The organism is Pseudomonas frederiksbergensis (genome assembly GCF_003732705.1).
Classification (GTDB): Bacteria; Pseudomonadota; Gammaproteobacteria; order Pseudomonadales; family Pseudomonadaceae; genus Aquipseudomonas; species Aquipseudomonas frederiksbergensis_F.
Map to the genome: position 1 here is coordinate 255025 of NZ_MOBR01000007.1, position 16772 is coordinate 271796.

General features: G+C 61.2%; 17 protein-coding genes and 2 pseudogenes. 8 read left to right on the forward strand and 11 right to left on the reverse strand.

All coding sequences use genetic code 11. The features are described from left to right. Positions 1-83 precede the first annotated feature (83 nt). Positions 84-1058, reverse strand: a complete 975-nt coding sequence (ftrA, locus tag BK667_RS08960; protein WP_123597388.1) for a transcriptional regulator FtrA — start codon at positions 1056-1058, stop codon at positions 84-86. 100 nt (positions 1059-1158) lie between these two features. On the opposite strand from ftrA, the gene BK667_RS08965 reads away from it, so the two are divergent. Continuing rightward, positions 1159-1593 (forward strand): rhodanese-like domain-containing protein, encoded by a 435-nt coding sequence (locus BK667_RS08965; RefSeq protein WP_123597389.1) that lies wholly within the window; start codon positions 1159-1161, stop codon positions 1591-1593. A gap of 83 nt (positions 1594-1676) precedes the next feature. Here the strand turns inward: BK667_RS08965 and BK667_RS08970 are convergent, their stop codons facing one another. Continuing rightward, entirely contained in the window at positions 1677-2318 is a 642-nt protein-coding gene (locus BK667_RS08970; RefSeq protein WP_123597390.1) for a type 1 glutamine amidotransferase, read from the reverse strand. 354 nt (positions 2319-2672) lie between these two features. Between BK667_RS08970 and aotJ the strand changes: the two genes are divergently transcribed. From aotJ to BK667_RS08985, 3 genes are all read left to right on the forward strand, one after another. Next, on the forward strand, positions 2673-3452 hold the full coding sequence (gene aotJ / locus BK667_RS08975; protein WP_123513505.1) for an L-arginine-binding protein AotJ: 780 nt from the start codon (positions 2673-2675) through the stop codon (positions 3450-3452). 204 nt (positions 3453-3656) lie between these two features. Next, positions 3657-4769 (forward strand): M14 family metallopeptidase, encoded by a 1113-nt coding sequence (locus BK667_RS08980; protein WP_123597391.1) that lies wholly within the window; start codon positions 3657-3659, stop codon positions 4767-4769. Between the two features lie 167 nt (positions 4770-4936). Beyond that, positions 4937-5653 carry an alpha/beta hydrolase gene (locus BK667_RS08985; protein ID WP_123597392.1) on the forward strand — a complete coding sequence of 239 codons (717 nt, stop codon included), beginning with the start codon at positions 4937-4939 and terminating at the stop codon, positions 5651-5653. Between the two features lie 4 nt (positions 5654-5657). Here BK667_RS08985 and BK667_RS08990 read toward each other — a convergent pair whose 3' ends face one another. The 3 genes and pseudogenes from BK667_RS08990 to BK667_RS09005 all read right to left on the reverse strand — a co-directional run bounded on the left by BK667_RS08990 (position 5658) and on the right by BK667_RS09005 (position 7394). Beyond that, positions 5658-6224, reverse strand: coding sequence for a DcrB/PsbP domain-containing protein (locus BK667_RS08990; RefSeq protein WP_123597393.1), 567 nt, complete (start codon positions 6222-6224; stop codon positions 5658-5660). A 217-nt stretch (positions 6225-6441) separates the two neighbouring features. Then, positions 6442-6579: pseudogene (locus BK667_RS33825) on the reverse strand (glutathione S-transferase family protein); the annotation flags it as partial. Positions 6580-6608: 29 nt separating this feature from the next. Then, complete coding sequence (locus BK667_RS09005; protein ID WP_123513513.1) at positions 6609-7394, reverse strand: hypothetical protein; 786 nt, start codon at positions 7392-7394, stop codon at positions 6609-6611. 166 nt (positions 7395-7560) lie between these two features. Between BK667_RS09005 and BK667_RS09010 the strand changes: the two genes are divergently transcribed. Both BK667_RS09010 and BK667_RS09020 read left to right on the forward strand, forming a co-directional pair. Then, positions 7561-8094 (forward strand): chalcone isomerase family protein, encoded by a 534-nt coding sequence (locus BK667_RS09010; protein ID WP_123513515.1) that lies wholly within the window; start codon positions 7561-7563, stop codon positions 8092-8094. Between the two features lie 173 nt (positions 8095-8267). Then, a complete protein-coding gene (locus BK667_RS09020) occupies positions 8268-9590 on the forward strand; it encodes an Nramp family divalent metal transporter (RefSeq protein ID WP_123597395.1) in 1323 nt (440 codons plus the stop codon). A 112-nt stretch (positions 9591-9702) separates the two neighbouring features. Here BK667_RS09020 and BK667_RS09025 read toward each other — a convergent pair whose 3' ends face one another. Beyond that, a complete protein-coding gene (locus BK667_RS09025; RefSeq protein WP_123597396.1) occupies positions 9703-10596 on the reverse strand; it encodes a LysR family transcriptional regulator in 894 nt (297 codons plus the stop codon). Positions 10597-10709: 113 nt separating this feature from the next. Here BK667_RS09025 and BK667_RS09030 point away from each other — a divergent pair, with 113 nt between their 5' ends. Continuing rightward, a complete protein-coding gene (locus tag BK667_RS09030; protein WP_123597397.1) occupies positions 10710-11312 on the forward strand; it encodes an NADPH-dependent F420 reductase in 603 nt (200 codons plus the stop codon). Positions 11313-11535: 223 nt separating this feature from the next. Here BK667_RS09030 and BK667_RS09035 read toward each other — a convergent pair whose 3' ends face one another. The 3 genes from BK667_RS09035 to BK667_RS09045 are packed head-to-tail and all read right to left on the reverse strand — an operon-like array spanning position 11536 to position 14129. After that, positions 11536-12717, reverse strand: coding sequence for an acetyl-CoA C-acetyltransferase (locus BK667_RS09035; protein WP_123597398.1), 1182 nt, complete (start codon positions 12715-12717; stop codon positions 11536-11538). 11 nt (positions 12718-12728) lie between these two features. Then, positions 12729-13394, reverse strand: a complete 666-nt coding sequence (locus BK667_RS09040; protein WP_123513528.1) for a CoA transferase subunit B — start codon at positions 13392-13394, stop codon at positions 12729-12731. Between the two features lie 36 nt (positions 13395-13430). Then, the gene (locus tag BK667_RS09045) at positions 13431-14129 is read right to left on the reverse strand and encodes a CoA transferase subunit A (protein WP_123513530.1); all 699 of its coding nucleotides are present in this window, start codon (positions 14127-14129) and stop codon (positions 13431-13433) included. Between the two features lie 220 nt (positions 14130-14349). Between BK667_RS09045 and BK667_RS09050 the strand changes: the two genes are divergently transcribed. Further along, positions 14350-15246: a LysR family transcriptional regulator gene (locus BK667_RS09050; RefSeq protein ID WP_123597399.1), complete on the forward strand. Its 897-nt coding sequence runs from the start codon at positions 14350-14352 to the stop codon at positions 15244-15246. Positions 15247-15689: 443 nt separating this feature from the next. Here the strand turns inward: BK667_RS09050 and BK667_RS09055 are convergent, their stop codons facing one another. Both BK667_RS09055 and BK667_RS09060 read right to left on the reverse strand, forming a co-directional pair. Beyond that, positions 15690-16532, reverse strand: coding sequence for an NAD-dependent protein deacetylase (locus BK667_RS09055; RefSeq protein ID WP_123597400.1), 843 nt, complete (start codon positions 16530-16532; stop codon positions 15690-15692). 124 nt (positions 16533-16656) lie between these two features. Beyond that, a pseudogene (locus BK667_RS09060) lies at positions 16657-16772 on the reverse strand (SAM-dependent methyltransferase); the annotation flags it as partial.

Sequence of the window (16772 nt, forward strand, 5' to 3'; positions counted from 1 at the left end):
GTGTCTGGGCTGACGCATTCGTACGGGTTGGCGGTGATCCTGTAGGAGCGAGGCTTGCCCGCGAAGAGGCCTGAGAGAACACCTCAAAAAACAGCCTGTTCGCCGCGCCCAAACCGCTCCCGATACACCGACGGAGGCACCCCGACCACGCTGCGAAACGCCACCCGAAAACTCTCCACCGACCGATAACCACAACGTTCGGCAATCTGCTCGGTGTTGTCGCCCGTGCTCTCCAGCAACTCTCGGGCCCGGGCCAGGCGTTGATGCTGCAACCAGGTCTTGGGTGACTGGCCGCTGACCTCGGTGAAGCGGCGCAGGAAGGTGCGTTCACTCATCGCCGCCTCGCTGGCCAGGTCGCGCACTTCCAGCGGTTCGTGCAAGCGTTCCCGCGCCCATTGCATGACACGAGACAAATCGCTGCGGGGCGTCGGACTGACGGGTGTAGGAATAAACTGCGCCTGACCGCCGGTGCGTTGCGGCGACATCACCAGTCGCCGCGCCACCGAGTTGGCCACTTGGGTGCCGAAGTCCCGCGCCACCAGATGCAGGCAGGCATCGATGCCCGCAGCGCTGCCGGCCGAGGTGATCAACTGGCCCGAATCAACGTAGAGCACGTCCGGGTCCACCAGAATGTTCGGGAAGCGCTCGGCCAGTTCGCGGGTGTAGCGCCAATGGGTGGTGGCGCGGTGGCCGTCCAGCAGACCGGTGGCCGCCAGCACAAACACCCCGGAGCAAATCGAGAGTAACCGCGCGCCGCGTGCATGGGCCTGACGCAACGCGGCGAGCAATGCTTCGGGCACGGGCGCCTGCCGATCGCGCCAACCGGGGACGATGATGGTCCGGGCACTTTCCAGCAATTCCATGCCGCCGTCGGCCAGCACCTGAATGCCGCCCATGGCGCGCATCGGGCCCGCATCCACGGCGACGATTTGATGTTCATACCACGGGAAATCGAACTCCGGCCGGGCCAGGCCGAAGATCTCCACGGCGATGCCGAACTCGAATGTACACAGGCCGTCGTAGGCCAGGATCGCGACTAATCCAGGGTTGGGCTGCATTTGGCGGAAAGTTCCCGGTGAGTGTCTTGTGCGCCACTGTAGCGGCAAGTGCCGCACAGATAAAGTCTGCCTACACCCACTGAGACTTAGGACTACACCCATGACCAGCCTGGTTCGCGCCATTCCTGCAGCCCCGTCCGCCATTGCCCTGATGCATTTCAGCAATCGCCTGACCTTTGAAACCGATTGTTCCGACGTGAACGGCAGCCAGCAGGCCGGCGAGGTGGATTTTATTCTGGTGGATACGCGCGGCCCGCTGGCCTATGAGCGGGGGCATGTGCCGGGGGCAATCAATATTCCGGGGCGGCTGATGACTGCTGATGCGTTGGCGGTTTATCCCACGTCCACGGTGTTCGTGGTCTATTGCGCCGGCCCGCACTGCAACGGCGCGAACAAGGCTGCGGTGAAACTGGCGGCGCTGGGTTACCCGGTCAAGGAGATGATCGGCGGGGTGACGGGGTGGCTGGATGAGGGGTTTGAATTGAGTGTCGAGGTAGCGCGGCCGGCCGGCGCGGTGGTCAGTTGCGAGTGCTGACATAGACACAACACCGTACCCGTAGGAGCAAAGCTTGCTCGCGATGGCGTCCTTGAGATCGCTATCGCGGGCAAGCCTTGCTCCTACGAAAAGCCTGGCGCTACCCACCAATGATCCAGCGTCTCTTGCAACCAGCCAAACACCGCCGCATGCGCCGCGCTGTCATCCTGCCCCCGTGGCAACGGCGACTCATCGCCAAAATGCTCGTTCAGCAGCTTCACTGATTCAGCATTCCACTCCGGGTGAAACTGCAATCCCACCCGCGTCGGCCCAACCCGATACATCTGCTGCTCACACGCCTCGCTGCTGGCCAGTAACTGCGCGTCGGGCGGCAAATCAATCGCGTCCTCATGCCATTCCAGCACGTTCAACTGCTGGCCATCCGCGAAGCTCACACGAGTCCAGCCGGTTTCAGGACGAGCCATGCGCCGCACCTTCCCGCCCAGGCTCAACGCCAGCAGCTGCGCCCCCAGACAAATGGCGAACACCGCCGCGCCTTGCTCCAGGCTGGCCGCCAGCCACTGGCGCTCAGCTTCCAGCCACCGGGGCCCGGCGTTGGATTCATAAGGCCCACCCAGCACAATCACCGGCCCCGCACCCACGGTCGGCAACTGCCCCAGATCGGCACGAAAGACGTTCAGTGTGATCCCTCGCAACTGCGCCCATTCAGCAATGGCACCGGGACCTTCGGCGGGGTGGTGCTGGATCAGGTTCAGCTCGGGCATCGGGGGTTCTCTTGCGGGCGGCAGGTGGCGTTCAATGTGCCGCAAAACAGCCTTCATCGCCAGTGACCTCGAGACGTCATTGGCTGTAGGACTTATGAGTCGGATTACCACCGAAATCCCGTAGGTTTTATCTGAAAACAGGACTTGTCCTACAGTCTTTGCACCGCCATGGCGCACGCTTTTAAACAGTCCAATCGGTCAGTTACTTTTCTATAAGTATTTGTCGCTTAAACATAATTTGCCCGCCTGTAGCCGCTCTAGACTGCCGGCCTCTTCGGGGTTCTCCAATAAGAGCACCGCCGAAACTGCCAATCGAAAGCTGCCAATAAAAGCCTCCGCACACAGGAGTTATAAATGAAGAAGCTAGTGATGTTCGGTGCCCTGGCACTGTCGATGTTGTCCCTGACCGCTGTGGCCGAAGACGCCAAGCCGATTCGCATCGGTATCGAAGCCGGTTACCCGCCATTCTCGATGAAAACCCCTGACGGCAAACTCACCGGTTTCGACGTGGATATCGGCGACGCGCTGTGCGAGCAGATGAAAGTGAAGTGCGTGTGGGTCGAGCAAGAGTTCGACGGCCTGATCCCGGCCCTGAAAGTGAAGAAAATCGACGCGATCCTGTCGTCCATGACCATCACCGACGACCGCAAGAAAAACGTCGACTTCACCATCAAGTACTACCACACCCCGGCGCGCTTCGTGATGAAGGAAGGCACCGACGTCAAGGATCCGCTGACCGAGCTCAAGGGCAAGAAAGTCGGTGTTCTGCGCGCCAGTACCCACGACCGCTTCGCCACTGAAGTGCTGCAACCGGCCGGGATTATCCTGGTGCGTTATGGTTCCCAGCAGGAAGCCAACCTGGACATGGTCTCCGGCCGCCTCGACGCGATGCTGGCCGACTCGGTCAACCTGGACGACGGTTTCCTGAAAACCGACGCCGGTAAAGGTTTCGCTTTCGTCGGCCCGACCTATGAAGACGCCAAGTACTTCGGCGGCGGTGCCGGCATCGCCGTGCGTAAGGGTGACAAGGCGCTGGCAGACCAATTCAGCACCGCCATCACCGAGATCCGCGCCAACGGCAAGTACAAGCAAGTACAGGACAAGTACTTCAATTTTGATGTTTACGGCGAATAATCCAGCCGAATGAAAAAGTGGCTACCGTTGACGCGGTGGCCATTTTTTTTGTGCCCTTTTCAATTGGAATGAGATCCCCTGTGGGAGCGAGCTTGCTCGCGATGGCGGTTTGTCAGGCAATATCAATGTTGACCGACAGGGCCTCATCGCGAGCAAGCTCGCTCCCACAGGGGACCTCACTACCCTGATATTCAGGAGTTACCCATGCAACGCATCGACCACCCGCTGCCCTGGAGCCATTTGGGCACCGAACGCAGCCTCAGCGTGTTTCGTTTTGGCGCCGGCACCCGCAAGGTGTACATCCAGGCCAGCCTGCACGCTGACGAATTGCCGGGCATGCGCACGGCATGGGAGCTGAAGCAGCGCCTGACCGAACTCGAAGCCCAGGGTCAGTTGCAAGGCGTTATCGAGCTGGTGCCGGTGGCCAACCCGATCGGCCTCGACCAGCACCTGCAAGGCGCGCACATGGGGCGTTTCGAACTCGGCAGCGGCAAGAACTTCAACCGCGCGTTCGTCGAACTGAGCGCGCCGGTGGCCGCGTTGATCGGTGCTCAATTGGGCGACGATGCCGAGGCCAATATCGCGCTGATTCGCCAAGCCATGGGGCAGGTATTCGAGGGTTTGCCGGCGCCCGCGTCGCAACTGGAAGCCATGCACCGCTTGCTGTTGCGCCATGCCTGCGATGCCGACATCACCCTGGATTTGCATTGCGATTTCGACGCGGCGATTCACATTTACGCCTTGCCGCAACAGTGGCCGCAGTGGCAATCCCTGGCCGCGCGCTTGAGGGCGGGCGTGGGATTGTTGAGTGAAGATTCCGGCGGCAGTTCGTTCGACGAGTCCTGTTCGACGCCGTGGTTGCGCCTGGCGCAGGCCTTCCCTGAGGCGGCGATTCCGCTGGCGAACCTGGCAACGACCGTGGAGCTGGGCAGCATGGGCGACACCCGGGTCGATCAGGCCCAGGCCCATTGCGAGGCGATTCTGGGCTTTCTCGCCGAACAGGGTTTCATCAAAGGCACCTGGCCGGCGGCACCCAGCGAATGCTGCGAAGGCATGCCATTCGCGGGCACCGAATACCTGTTCGCCCCGCACCACGGCGTGGTCAGCTTCCTGCGCGAGGCGGGCGAGTGGGTGGAGCAGGGCGATGCACTGTTTGAAGTGGTCGATCCGTTGAGTGACCGAGTGACGACCGTGCGCGCCGGCACCAGCGGTGTGTTATTTGCGATTGATCGTGGGCGCTACACCCAGCCGGGGACTTGGCAGGCGAAAGTCGCGGGGCGCGAGCCATTTCGGGTTGGGAAGTTGACTAACGATTGATCCAGATTAATTCGTTGGCTGTGATGGCCTCTTCGCGGGCAAGCCTCGCTCCTACGGGGGATACATTGTAGGAGCGAGGCTTGCCCGCGAAGGCGGTATCAGCCACACCAAAAATCTCGGCAATGTTAGGGTAACCCCCGAATCCTGCCCCCTGTGAAGGAAGGTTTATGCTGAAGTTTCTCGCTCTGTTCATGCTCCTGGCATCCGCCACGGCCCACGCTCAAACCCCGCTGCACACCGATCTGCCGCTCAAATACCTGGAGCAAGCCAACCCTGATTCGTCCAACCAGCCTCTGGTGATTTTCCTCCACGGCTATGGCAGTAACGAGCGGGATCTGTTCGGGATCAAGGACGAATTGCCGGCGCAGTACAACTACCTGTCGGTGCAGGCGCCGGTGGCCCTGGATGCCGACAGTTACCAGTGGTTTCGCAAGAAAGGCGAAGGCGCCTACAACGGTGAGACCGATGACCTGAAGACCAGCGCCAAGGTGTTGCTGGATTTCATCGCACAAGCGGCGAAGAAATATCACACCGACGCCAACAAGGTGTTCCTGGTGGGCTTCAGTCAGGGCGCGATCATGACCTACGAGGTGGCGTTGCGTCATCCCGAAGCGGTGGGCGGGATTGCCGCGTTGAGCGGACGGATATTGCCTGTGCTCAAAGCCGAGCTGAAACCGGATGAAAAACGCCAGCCACTGGCGATTTTCATCGGTCACGGCACCGAGGACAAACGCTTGCCGTTGGTCGACGGCACGGCGGCCAACAGCCTGTTGCAGAAGCTGTCACTCAAGCCTGAGTTTCATTCCTACGAAGGCCTGGGCCACAGCATCAGCGCCGCCGAAATCCAGGATTTGAACGCCTGGTTACAACGGCTCAATCCCTGAGTTTTTACTTGCCGGTGATCTGTTTGACCAGCGTGTCATGGCCATCCTTGTCGCTTGGGCGCGAGATGATCTGAATCACCGCCATCCGGTTGCCGGAACCGGCCATCAGCGTGGTGTTGAGGGTCTTGCCGCCGCCTTGGGTGGCGGTGCTGTCCACTTGGCGCAGGCCCAGGCCGGTGCCTTTCATGGTCAGGCTTTTTTCGCTGAGCTTGGTGAAATCCGGCAGGTTCTTGTGTTCGGCCACATCGAAGTCGGCGGCGGTGCTGTCGAGGAACTCGCCGTCGTTGTCTTTGACGGTGACGCCCGGCGCCAGGTTGTTTTCAGCGGCGATCACCACGGTCTTGGTGGTTTCGTTGGCGTACATGGTGCCCGTCGCCCCGGTTGCGCCTGGCGGCAGCGGATTGGCGACGAAGCCTTTGGGCAGAGTGAAGGTGAACTTGCCGCTGAGCATCGAAACTTTGATCGGCGCGGCGTCGCCGGGCTTGGCTTTGGCGGCATAAGCATCCAACGCCCCCAGGCTGGCAACCGCCATCAGCAACAGGACAACGGCTTTTTTACTAAACAATGACATTGAAACTCTCCGGGGATGGTCGCGCTAGGGGGCGATCATCCCATGGAGGTTGAATGGCATCCAGCCCGGTTTCGACGACCAACCTGCAGAAATACAAAACCTGTGGGAGCGGGCTTGCTCGCGAAGGGGCCGTGTCAGTCGACATCATCGTTGACTGATACACCGCTTTCGCGAGCAAGCTCGCTCCCACAGAGGATGCGGGCATCTGTTGAATCTATTACTGCACCTGATTCTGCGGAAACAGATTACGCCGGGTTTCTTCGTCGAATTCAGCCTTGAGCACCCGTTTCTCTTTCAGGCCATGGGCGGGCCGGGTCGCCGGGCGGGCGCTGATTTCGTTGAACAGGCGCGCAACTTGTTCGATTGACGTGCAAGTTAGTTGGTCTACTCGTTCGATGTAATCGAACGATTTGTCGGTGCCGGTTTCGCCAGCAAGCGCCGGGTCACCCCGAGCATGCCCACGGACACTGCAATGCCGAGGGCGAACGCGGTCATGCCGAGGCTGGGCAAGGTCAGCGCCAGCACCAGGCAGAACGCCGCGAACGAATACATGCCGGTGGCGGTGGCGCGCAACAGCGCTGCGGTGAACGCCGGGCCACGGGTTTGCTGGGAGAACACCGCCATCACGCTACCCAATACCGGAAATACCGCCAGCAAACCACTCCAGCGTTCGCCCACGGTGCTGGCCAGCAGTGTGACGGCCAACGTCAGCAGCGCGCCGGCCACCATGCGCAGCAGCAGTTTGTCGGACTTGGGTTTGGGACCTGAAACAATCGGCTGTACCTGGGGGAACAGGTAAGGCGCGGCAAGCAGAGCGGTCGCAGCGGCGATCACCGAGAACGTCAGGGACGGCGGGATCAGCGAGAGCGCGACGGCTACCGTGGCCCACACCAGCATGGACACCGCCAGCGCCCAAGGCCAACCGGCCCGTTGCGCCACTTGGGCGTAGGTCACGCAGAAGGCAATCATCGCGAACATCGCGGATAAGGCCGCCGTTGCAGCCTGGGCGGCGAACACCAGACCCTGCTCGATGGCGAGGAAAAACAGAATCGGCCCGACCACCACCGGCAACCCCGACAACCACCCGGCCACGCTAGGCCCCCAACGTTTACCCGCCAGGGAAATGAGCAGCAGAAATCCCGGAATCACCAGCAACTTGAGCAGCAGCACGCACGCACCTCCGACCTGTGTGAGGCGGCCACGTTAGCATTGCGCGCGGTGGATTGCTCTAGGGATGGACAGGTTTTGTATACAAAAAACCTCGCTTTTGAAAATTGTACAGAACTTGATTTTGCGTATAGGTTTTAAAGAGGTATTGAGCGTCAATCGAGTCGCCATGAACAGATCAGGATCGCGTTTTCGTCGCAGCCTCTGGTTACTCGCGTTGATCGGCACTCACGCGCTGGCCAATTGGCAAGATGCGCTGCCCGGTGCGCATATCGTGGGTGCCGGCGAGTTTCGGGTATTCGGCTTCGATGTCTACAACGCCCGGCTCTGGAGTGTGGCGCGGCCGCTGGCGCCGGACCAGCCGTTTGCCCTGGAGCTGATCTACCAGCGCAGCATTTCCCGAGACGATCTGGTGAAGGCCAGCGTCGATGAAATCAAGCGATTGTCCGGCACCTCGGTCAGTGCCGAGCAACTGGCCGGCTGGCAGACGCAGATGCAGCAGTCGTTCGTCGATGTCCAGGCCGGCACCCGTATCACTGGGGTTTATTTGCCGGGGCAGGGCGCGCGATTCTTTGTCGGTCAACAACTGCAACACGAAGTGAAAGACCCGCAATTCGCCCGCGCTTTCTTCGACATCTGGCTCGACCCGCGCACCCGTAATCCCGAGTTGCGCCAGCAGTTGCTGGGTACTACGAAGCCTTGAGGACATCGTAATCCTCGTAGGAGCTGCCGAAGGCTGCGATCTTTTGATCTTGATCTTAAAAAGCAAAATCAAAAGATCGCAGCCTTCGGCAGCTCCTACGCAGGTTATGCGTATGGCCGGGGGGTGGTCGAAACGTCTAAGCTGCGCCTTTCCAATTGTTTCTGGATGTTTGAGTGAATTTCAGGTTTTTGCCCAAAATCGCCACGGCGCCGTTTTGCCCGCCGGAAGTGGCCGGCAGTGTTGCGGTTGATCCGGGCGCGTCGTTTTTCAAGCGCCTGCTGCGTTTTGCCGGCCCCGGTTTGCTGGTGTCGATCGGCTACATGGACCCCGGCAACTGGGCCACCGCCATCGAGGCCGGTTCGCGGTTTGGCTACAGCTTGCTGTTTGTCGTGTTGCTGGCGAGCCTGGCCGGGATGGTGGTGCAGTGCCTGTGTTCGCGCCTGGGTATCGCCACCGGGCGTGATCTGGCGCAATTGTCCCGGGAGCGCTACAGCACCCGCACTGCACGGACCCAATGGGTGCTGGCGGAAATCTCGATCATCGCCACCGATCTGGCCGAAGTGCTCGGCTGCGCCCTGGCGTTCCATTTGCTGCTGGGTTGCTCGCTGACCTTCGGCATTGCGCTGACCGCGTTCGACACGTTGCTGGTGCTGGCCTTGCAAAACCGGGGCTTCCGTCGTCTTGAGGCGATCATGCTGGTGCTGGTCGGCACCATCGGCGCGTGTTTCTTCGTCGAATTGCTGCTGATCAAACCCTACTGGCCGGACGTTGCCCGTGGCTTTACCCCGTCACTGTCGGCCATTGGCGATGCCGCGCCGCTGTACATTGCCATCGGCATTCTCGGGGCCACGGTGATGCCGCATAACTTGTACTTGCACACCTCGATCGTGCAAACCCGGATGATTGGCAAGGACCTGGCGAGCAAGCAGGATGCGGTGAAACTGGCGCGCATCGACACCATTGGCTCCCTGGCCCTGGCGTTGCTGGTCAATGCGGCGATCCTGATTCTGGCAGCCGCTGCGTTTCACAGTACCGGGCACAGCGACGTGGTGGACATCCAGGACGCCTATCACCTGCTCGATCCGCTGGTGGGCGGGGCCTTGGCCAGCGTGCTGTTTGGTGTGGCGCTGCTGGCTTCGGGACAGAGCTCGACCTTTACCGGGACCATCGCCGGTCAGGTGATCATGGAGGGTTACCTGAACCTGCGGATTCCTTGCTATCAACGGCGTTTGATCACCCGTGGACTGGCGTTGATCCCGGCGTTCATCGGCGTGTGGCTGATGGGCGACAACGCGATTGGCAAGTTGTTGGTGCTGAGTCAGGTGGTGCTGAGCCTGCAACTGCCGTTTGCGTTGTACCCGTTGATCAGCATGACCAACGACCAGAAGCTGATGGGGCCGTTTGTGAATCGGCTGCCGACGCGGGTGCTGGCGTGGGGATTGTTTACGGTGATCAGCGCGGCGAATGCGTGGTTGATTTTGCAGTTGGTGGTCTGACGCCGATCGTTCCCACGCTCTGCGTGGGAATGCCTCAAGGGACGCTCCGCGTTCCAGTGGGACGCAGAGCGTCCCGGGCTGCATTCCCACGCGGAGCGTGGGAACGAGCGCGTCATCCGCCAAACGCCGCCATCACAAAATCGATAAACACCCGGGTTTTGGCCGGCATCAAGGTGCGGCTTGGGTAGTACAGCGAGATTGGCCCTGCATCGGCGTGCCAGTCGGGTAACAGGCGCACCAATTCACCGCGCTGGATCTGCGTGACCACATCGGGCAGCACCAGCAGCGTCACGCCCAGCCCCAACAAGGCAGCCTCGCGCATGGCCGCCGGGTCATTGAGGATGATGTTTTCATTCAGGACGGCGTTCGCTTCCTGGCCCGCCTCATCGCGCATCACCCACTGACGAATCCGCCCGGTACGAATGCCGCGCATCACGATACCGGTGTGTCCGAGCAAGTCCGCCGGGGTGGCGGGCAGGGCGCGTCCGGCCAGGTAGGCCGGTGAGGCAACGGTGACGATATCCGCCGCCGCCAACCTGCGCGAGATAACCCCAGGCGTCAGTTCAAAGCCGCCGCCAATGGCCGCGTCATAACCTTCGGCAATCAGGTCCACCTGACGATTTTCGAAATGCCACTCCGGCCGAATCAACGGATAACGTGCCAGAAACGCTGGCAGCAGCGGCAACACATGCCCGATGCCAAACGTCGGCGCCAGGCTGACCTTGAGCAGCCCCGCCGGCTCGCCGCGATCACTGCTCACGGCACTGATCGCTGCCTGCAACGCCTCCAGATTGCCGCCGATACTCGCCAGAAAACCTTCCCCGGCTTCGGTCAGGGACAGCTTGCGGGTCGAGCGCTGGAACAGCCGCACACCCATGTTGCGCTCCAGCATCGCCACGTTGCGGCTGACGGCGGCGGGTGTCAGCGCCAGCAATCTTGCCGCGGCGGAAAAGCTGCCGGTTTCGGCGCTGCGCACAAAGGATTCGAGATTGGCGAGGGTTTCCATGGCAGGCACCTGCTAGTAATGCTTGAAGATCATTCAAATCATTACCGGCTAATCAAGCGCTAATGGCAAGTGCAGTATTCACTCCAACGACAACCCACTTGGAGTGAACATCCATGAGCACTATCGGAATCATCGGCGCTGGCGCCATCGGCTCAGCCTTCGCCCGGGCCCTGTCCCGTCAGGGAATTAAATTGGTCATCGCCAACAGTCGCGGGCCGCAAACCCTGGCGGCGCTGGTGCAGGAACTCGGGCCAACCGCCCGTGCCGGCACCCGCGAAGAAGCGGCGGCGCAGGACATTGTGCTGGTCGCGGTCAACTGGTCGAAATTGCCGACGGCGTTGGCGGATCTGCCGGACTTTGGCGGGCGGATCGTTATCGATGCCAACAACTCGATTGAAGCGCCAGCGTTCAAGGCTGTGGATTTGCAGGGTCGTACCTCCAGCGAAGTTTTCGCTGAGTGGGTGCCAGGGGCGCGGGTGGTGAAGGCGTTCAATCATCTGGCGGCGCGGTTGCTGGAGAGCGATCCGGCGGCAGAGGGGGGCAAGCGGGTGTTGTTTTTGTCGGGGGATGATGCTGAGGCGAAAGCTCAAGTGGCTGAGTTGATCGAGCGCTTGGGGTTCTTCGGGATTGATCTTGGGGCGCTGAGCGTTGGCGCACGGCTGGCACAGTTCCCGGGTGGGCCGCTGCCGGTTTTGAATCTGGTGAAGTTTGGCTAACGGGCCACGCAAAAAGAACCCGGTGCGATGTGAATCGCACCGGGTGTTGTGCCAGACAGCGAACGGATATTCGTGGGTCCCCGCGCTATCTGTTGAACGCTTGATCGTTGATCGTTCCCACGCTCTGCGTGGGAATGCCTCACCGGACGCGCTGCGTCCGCTTTGGGACGCGGAGCGTCCCGGGCTGCATTCCCACGCAGAGCGTGGGAACGATCGTGTGGGGTTAAGCCCGTTCGATCGCCAGTGCCACGCCTTGACCACCACCGATGCACAGGGTGGCGAGGCCTTTTTTGGCGTCGCGCTTGATCATTTCGTGCAGCAGGGTCACCAGCACTCGGCAGCCCGAAGCACCGATCGGGTGGCCGAGGGCGATGGCGCCGCCGTTGACGTTGACCTTGTCCAGGTCCCATTCCAGGTCCTTGGCCACTGCCAGCGATTGCGCGGCGAAGGCTTCGTTGGCTTCGATCAGGTCCAGTTGGTCGATGGACCAGCCAGCCTTGGACAGGCAGCGGCGAGTGGCGGATACCGGGCCGATGCCCATGATCGCCGGATCAACGCCTGCGTTGGCATAAGCAGCGATTGTTGCCAAAACCGTCAGGCCCAGGGCCTTGGCTTTGTCGGCGCTCATCAGGATCACCGCAGCCGCGCCGTCGTTCAGCGAAGATGCGTTGCCGGCCGTCACCGAACCGTCCTTTTTGAAGGCCGGTTTCAGTTTGCCCAGGGACTCAGCGGTGGTGCCGGCCCGTGGCTGTTCGTCGGTGGCGAAGGACAGTGGATCGCCCTTGCGCTGGGGGATCAGGATCGGCGTGATTTCATCGACAAAACGCCCGGCTTCGATGGCGGCCGTGGCTTTCTGCTGGGAGGCGGCGGCAAAGGCATCCTGTTGTTCGCGAGTCAGGCTGTACTTCTCAGCCAGGTTCTCGGCGGTGATGCCCATGTGGTAATCGTTGAACGCATCCCACAGGCCGTCGCTGATCATGGTGTCGACGATTTGCGCGTGACCCATGCGCAGACCGGTGCGCGCGCCCGGCATCACGTAGTTGGACAGGCTCATGTTTTCCTGGCCACCGGCAATAATCACCTCGGCATCGCCGCAGCGAATCGCCTGGGTCGCCAGGTGCAGGGCTTTCAAGCCCGAACCGCAGACCTTGTTCAACGTCATGGCCGGCACGCTGAACGGCAGCCCAGCCTTGATCGCCGACTGGCGTGCAGGGTTCTGCCCGGCACCAGCGGTCAGCACTTGGCCCATGATCACTTCATCGACTTGCGCCGGGTCGAGCCCGGTTTGCGCCAGCAACTGACGGATCACCGCAGCGCCCAGGTCAACGGCGGACACACCGGCCAATGCACCCTGGAAACTGCCAATCGCGGTACGGGTGGCGGCAACAATAACGACGTCTTGCATGGAATGATTCCTCACTGGGCAGCGAACTGCATTTCCGGAACGTGATCCGGCACGATCAGTTTACCGGCGGTCTTGGCGACAATTTCTTCGACGCTCACGCCAGGCGCACGTTCTTTGAGAATGAACGCGCCGTCCTTGATTTCCAGATAGGCGAGGTCGGTCAGTACACGCTTGATGCACCCGGCGCCGGTCAGCGGCAGGCTGCATTTGGCCAATAGCTTGGACTCACCGTCCTTGGACGCGTGGGTCATGATCACGATGATGTTGTCTGCGCCGGCCACCAGGTCCATGGCGCCGCCCATGCCCTTGACCAGTTTGCCGGGGATCATCCACGAGGCGATGTTGCCTTCGACGTCCACTTCAAACGCGCCGAGCACCGTCAGGTCGACATGGCCACCGCGAATCATCGCGAAGGACTCGGCCGAGGAAAAGATCGAAGCGCCGATCCGTGCGGTCACGGTTTGTTTGCCGGCGTTGATCATGTCGGCATCGATGGTTTCTTCCGTAGGAAAAGGACCCATGCCGAGCAGGCCGTTTTCCGACTGCAGCATGACTTCCATGCCTTCAGGGATGTAATTGGCGACCAGGGTCGGAATGCCGATGCCCAGGTTCACGTAGTAGCCGTCCTGCATTTCGCGGGCGACGCGTTGAGCCATTTGTTCGCGGGAAAGTGCCATTGTTGTTATTCCTTCATTCGGTCCGGGGGCAGGGGATCACTTACGCACGGTGCGCTGTTCGATGCGCTTCTCGAACGTGCCGCAAATGATCCGGTCGACGTAGATGCCAGGGGTGTGGATCTGCGACGGGTCCAGCTCGCCGGGTTCGACGATTTCTTCGACTTCGACCACGGTGATCTTGCCGGCGGTGGCGGCCAGCGGATTGAAGTTCTGGGCGGTGTGGCGATAGATGACGTTGCCGAAATGGTCGGCTTTCCAGCCTTTGACGATCGCGAAGTCACCGGTGATGGACTCTTCCATCAAGTACTTGCGACCCTTGAATTCGCGCACTTCCTTGCCTTCGGCTACCGGAGTGCCGACGCCGGTGGCGGTAAAGAAGGCCGGGATACCGGCGCCGCCCGCGCGCATTTTTTCGGCGAGGGTGCCTTGGGGGGTCAGGTCGACTTCGATGACGCCGCTGAGCAGTTGCTCTTCGAACAGCTTGTTCTCGCCGACGTAGGAGGCCACCACCTTGCGAATCTGCCGGTCTACCAACAGCACGCCGAGGCCGAAACCGTCGACGCCGCAATTGTTGGAAACCACGGTGAGGTCGCGGGTGCCTTTGCGCTTGATCTCGGCGATGAGGTTTTCCGGGATCCCGCACAGGCCGAAGCCGCCAGCGATCACGGTCATGCCGTCTTCAAGACCTGCAAGGGCTTCCTCGTAGGAACTCACGCGCTTGTCGAAACCTGCCATATGCACCTCTTTTATTCTTTATGGGCGGCTGGCTAGCCGTAGTGGGAATGAGTGTCGCGCTGGCGTATTCATTTGTTAAGTTGATTTTTAAGGTTGATTGATAGATAAAACTCACCAATCAATCTTCTTTGTAGGAGCATGGCTTGCCCGCGATGGCGTCCTTGAAATCGCCATCGCGAGCAAGCTTTGCTCCTACAGCTTACAACTGGAGCGAAGCGAGATGACCGTCAAGCAGATCCGCGCCTTCCTGGCCGTGGCCCAAAGCCTGAGTTTCGCCGTGGCCTGCGAGCGTTTGCACCTGTCGCAATCGGCGCTAAGCCTGACCATCAAGGCCCTGGAAGAAGGCCTGGGCGGGCGCCTGTTCAGCCGCAACACGCGCAACGTGGCGCTGACGCCGGAAGGTGAATCCCTGGTGCCGCTGGCCCGTCGGCTGATCGCCGATTGGGACAACGCCGAAGACGAACTGCGCCAGCGCTTCACCCTGCAACGCGGACGCGTAACCGTCGCGGCGATGCCGTCGTTCGCCGGCAATCTGCTGCCGCCGATCCTCAAGACTTTCCGCGCCCGCTACCCGAAGGTCAACGTCACGGTGAACGACGTGATCAACGAGCAGGTACTGGAAATGGTCCGCGACCGCCAGGTCGAACTCGGCGTGTCGTTTGAACCGGCCCACAGCACGTCGCTGGAGTTTACGCCGTTGTACATCGACCGTTTTGTCGCGGTGGTGCCCCATGATTCAGCGCTGGCGAAACTCGACGATATCGACTGGCAGACCTTATTGAAGGAGCCGTTCATCACTTTGCAACGGCCGTCCACGGTGCGGGTGATGCTGGAAGAGCATTTGCAGGCGCGCGGTATGAAACTGCCGGTGGAGTTTGAAAGCCATCAACTGGCGACGGTCGGACGAATGGTGGCCAGCGGTCTGGGCGTGAGCGCGGTGCCGGCGTTGTGCGTGCGGCAGATGCAGGAAGTGGGCGCGCACTGCATTACCTTGCGCGACCCGGTGGTGGAACGGGCGATTGGCGTGCTGACCAAACCGGGGCATGAACTGTCGGCGGCGGCGCAGGCGTTGTTTGATATTTTCAAGGAAGCCAACCTGGGCCAGCGTCTCAACTGATCGTTCCTACGCTCCGCGTGGGAATGCAGCCCGTGACGCTCCGCGTCACTGGACGCGGAGCGTCCCTAGAGGCATTCCCACGCAGAGCGTGGGAACGATCGATTTTCAAGGAGAAAGATTGGGGTAGGCAGTTGGAACCACCCCTCACCCTAACCCTCTCCCCAGAGGGGCGAGGGGACTGACCGGGGTGTTCTTGGAGCTACATCGACCTGAAAAACCGAGTCGAACACCCGATTTGAAAAGCATGCGGTCTGCTCCCTTTCCCCCTCTCCCCAGAGGGGCGAGGGTACTGACCGGGGTGTTCTTGGAGCTACATCGACCTGAAAAACCGAGTCGAACACCCGATTTGAAAAGCATGCGGTCTGCTCCCTTTCCCCCTCTCCCCACTGGGGAGAGGGCTGGGGTGAGGGGTGGATCTTGAGCTTGACACCCTGCTAACGGTATCAACGATTGAGGCGTTGTGTCAGCAGGGGGAGGAGTTGTTCGCAGGAACCTTCAATCTTCATCTGCAAAATGTCATCCGCCCGCGTCTTGCCCAGATTGATCGCAATCAACGGCTTCCCCTGATCGACCACCGCCCGACACAACCGAAACGCCGAATACGCCATCAACGACGACCCCACCACCAACAACCCCGCCGCTTTCTCAACCGCCGCCATGGCCTTGGCCGCCGTGACCTGCGCGACGTTCTCGCCAAAAAACACCACGTCCGGTTTCATCCGCTCTTCGCCGCAATGGGGGCAGTGCGGCACTTGAAACCGCGCTTCAAACGCCGGGTCGAGCAGGGTGTCGCCATCCGGCGCCTGCACCGCATCGACCCCGGCCAGGTACGGGTTTTGTGCTTCCATCAACTGCTGGATCGCATCCCGTTCGCTGCGCTGGCCGCAGTCCAGGCACAGCACGCGGTGCAGGCTGCCGTGGAGTTCGATGACGTCGTGGCTGCCGGCCTGGTCGTGCAAGGTGTCGACGTTCTGGGTGATCAGCCCGCCGATCTGCCGTGCGCTCTGCAGACTGGCCAGCGCCTCATGGGCCCCGTTCGGACTGGCCAGACGCACCCGCGGCCAACCGAGCATCGCCCGCGCCCAGTAACGGCGCCGGGATTCGGGGGCTGCGAGGAATTCCTGGTACATCATCGGTTGCCGGCCCCGGCGTACGCCCTGGTTGTCGCGGTAATCCGGGATGCCCGACGGTGTACTGATGCCGGCGCCGGTCAGCACCGCGAACGGCTGGTCGGCCATCAACTGCTGAAGTCGGTCGAGTTGTTCGCGGATGGGGCTGTCGAGCATGTTCAACACTCCGGAAGGCCTTGAGTGTTTGCAGGGTAGCATTTGCCGATCCCCCTGTAGGAGCAAGGCTTGCCCGCGATGGCGATCTCAAGGACGCCATCGCGGGCAAGCCTTGCTCCCACAATTATTTACGCGCTTCCAGAATCAAGTTAAACGGCGTTTCCGTCGCCCGGCGGAAATGCTTGAACCCAGCCTCGGTAAACACCTTGCGCAACCGCGCCTCACCGGCCTGGGCGCCGA

Excerpts from the sequence above, each read along its gene's own strand:
- ftrA (WP_123597388.1), bottom strand. The coding sequence starts at position 1,058 with ATGCAGCCCAACCCTGGATTAGTCGCGATCCTGGCCTACGACGGCCTG.
- BK667_RS08965 (WP_123597389.1), top strand. The coding sequence starts at position 1,159 with ATGACCAGCCTGGTTCGCGCCATTCCTGCAGCCCCGTCCGCCATTGCC.
- BK667_RS08970 (WP_123597390.1), bottom strand. The coding sequence starts at position 2,318 with ATGCCCGAGCTGAACCTGATCCAGCACCACCCCGCCGAAGGTCCCGGT.
- aotJ (WP_123513505.1), top strand. The coding sequence starts at position 2,673 with ATGAAGAAGCTAGTGATGTTCGGTGCCCTGGCACTGTCGATGTTGTCC.
- BK667_RS08980 (WP_123597391.1), top strand. The coding sequence starts at position 3,657 with ATGCAACGCATCGACCACCCGCTGCCCTGGAGCCATTTGGGCACCGAA.
- BK667_RS08985 (WP_123597392.1), top strand. The coding sequence starts at position 4,937 with ATGCTGAAGTTTCTCGCTCTGTTCATGCTCCTGGCATCCGCCACGGCC.
- BK667_RS08990 (WP_123597393.1), bottom strand. The coding sequence starts at position 6,224 with ATGTCATTGTTTAGTAAAAAAGCCGTTGTCCTGTTGCTGATGGCGGTT.
- BK667_RS09010 (WP_123513515.1), top strand. The coding sequence starts at position 7,561 with ATGAACAGATCAGGATCGCGTTTTCGTCGCAGCCTCTGGTTACTCGCG.
- BK667_RS09025 (WP_123597396.1), bottom strand. The coding sequence starts at position 10,596 with ATGGAAACCCTCGCCAATCTCGAATCCTTTGTGCGCAGCGCCGAAACC.
- BK667_RS09030 (WP_123597397.1), top strand. The coding sequence starts at position 10,710 with ATGAGCACTATCGGAATCATCGGCGCTGGCGCCATCGGCTCAGCCTTC.
- BK667_RS09035 (WP_123597398.1), bottom strand. The coding sequence starts at position 12,717 with ATGCAAGACGTCGTTATTGTTGCCGCCACCCGTACCGCGATTGGCAGT.
- BK667_RS09040 (WP_123513528.1), bottom strand. The coding sequence starts at position 13,394 with ATGGCACTTTCCCGCGAACAAATGGCTCAACGCGTCGCCCGCGAAATG.
- BK667_RS09045 (WP_123513530.1), bottom strand. The coding sequence starts at position 14,129 with ATGGCAGGTTTCGACAAGCGCGTGAGTTCCTACGAGGAAGCCCTTGCA.
- BK667_RS09050 (WP_123597399.1), top strand. The coding sequence starts at position 14,350 with ATGACCGTCAAGCAGATCCGCGCCTTCCTGGCCGTGGCCCAAAGCCTG.
- BK667_RS09055 (WP_123597400.1), bottom strand. The coding sequence starts at position 16,532 with ATGCTCGACAGCCCCATCCGCGAACAACTCGACCGACTTCAGCAGTTG.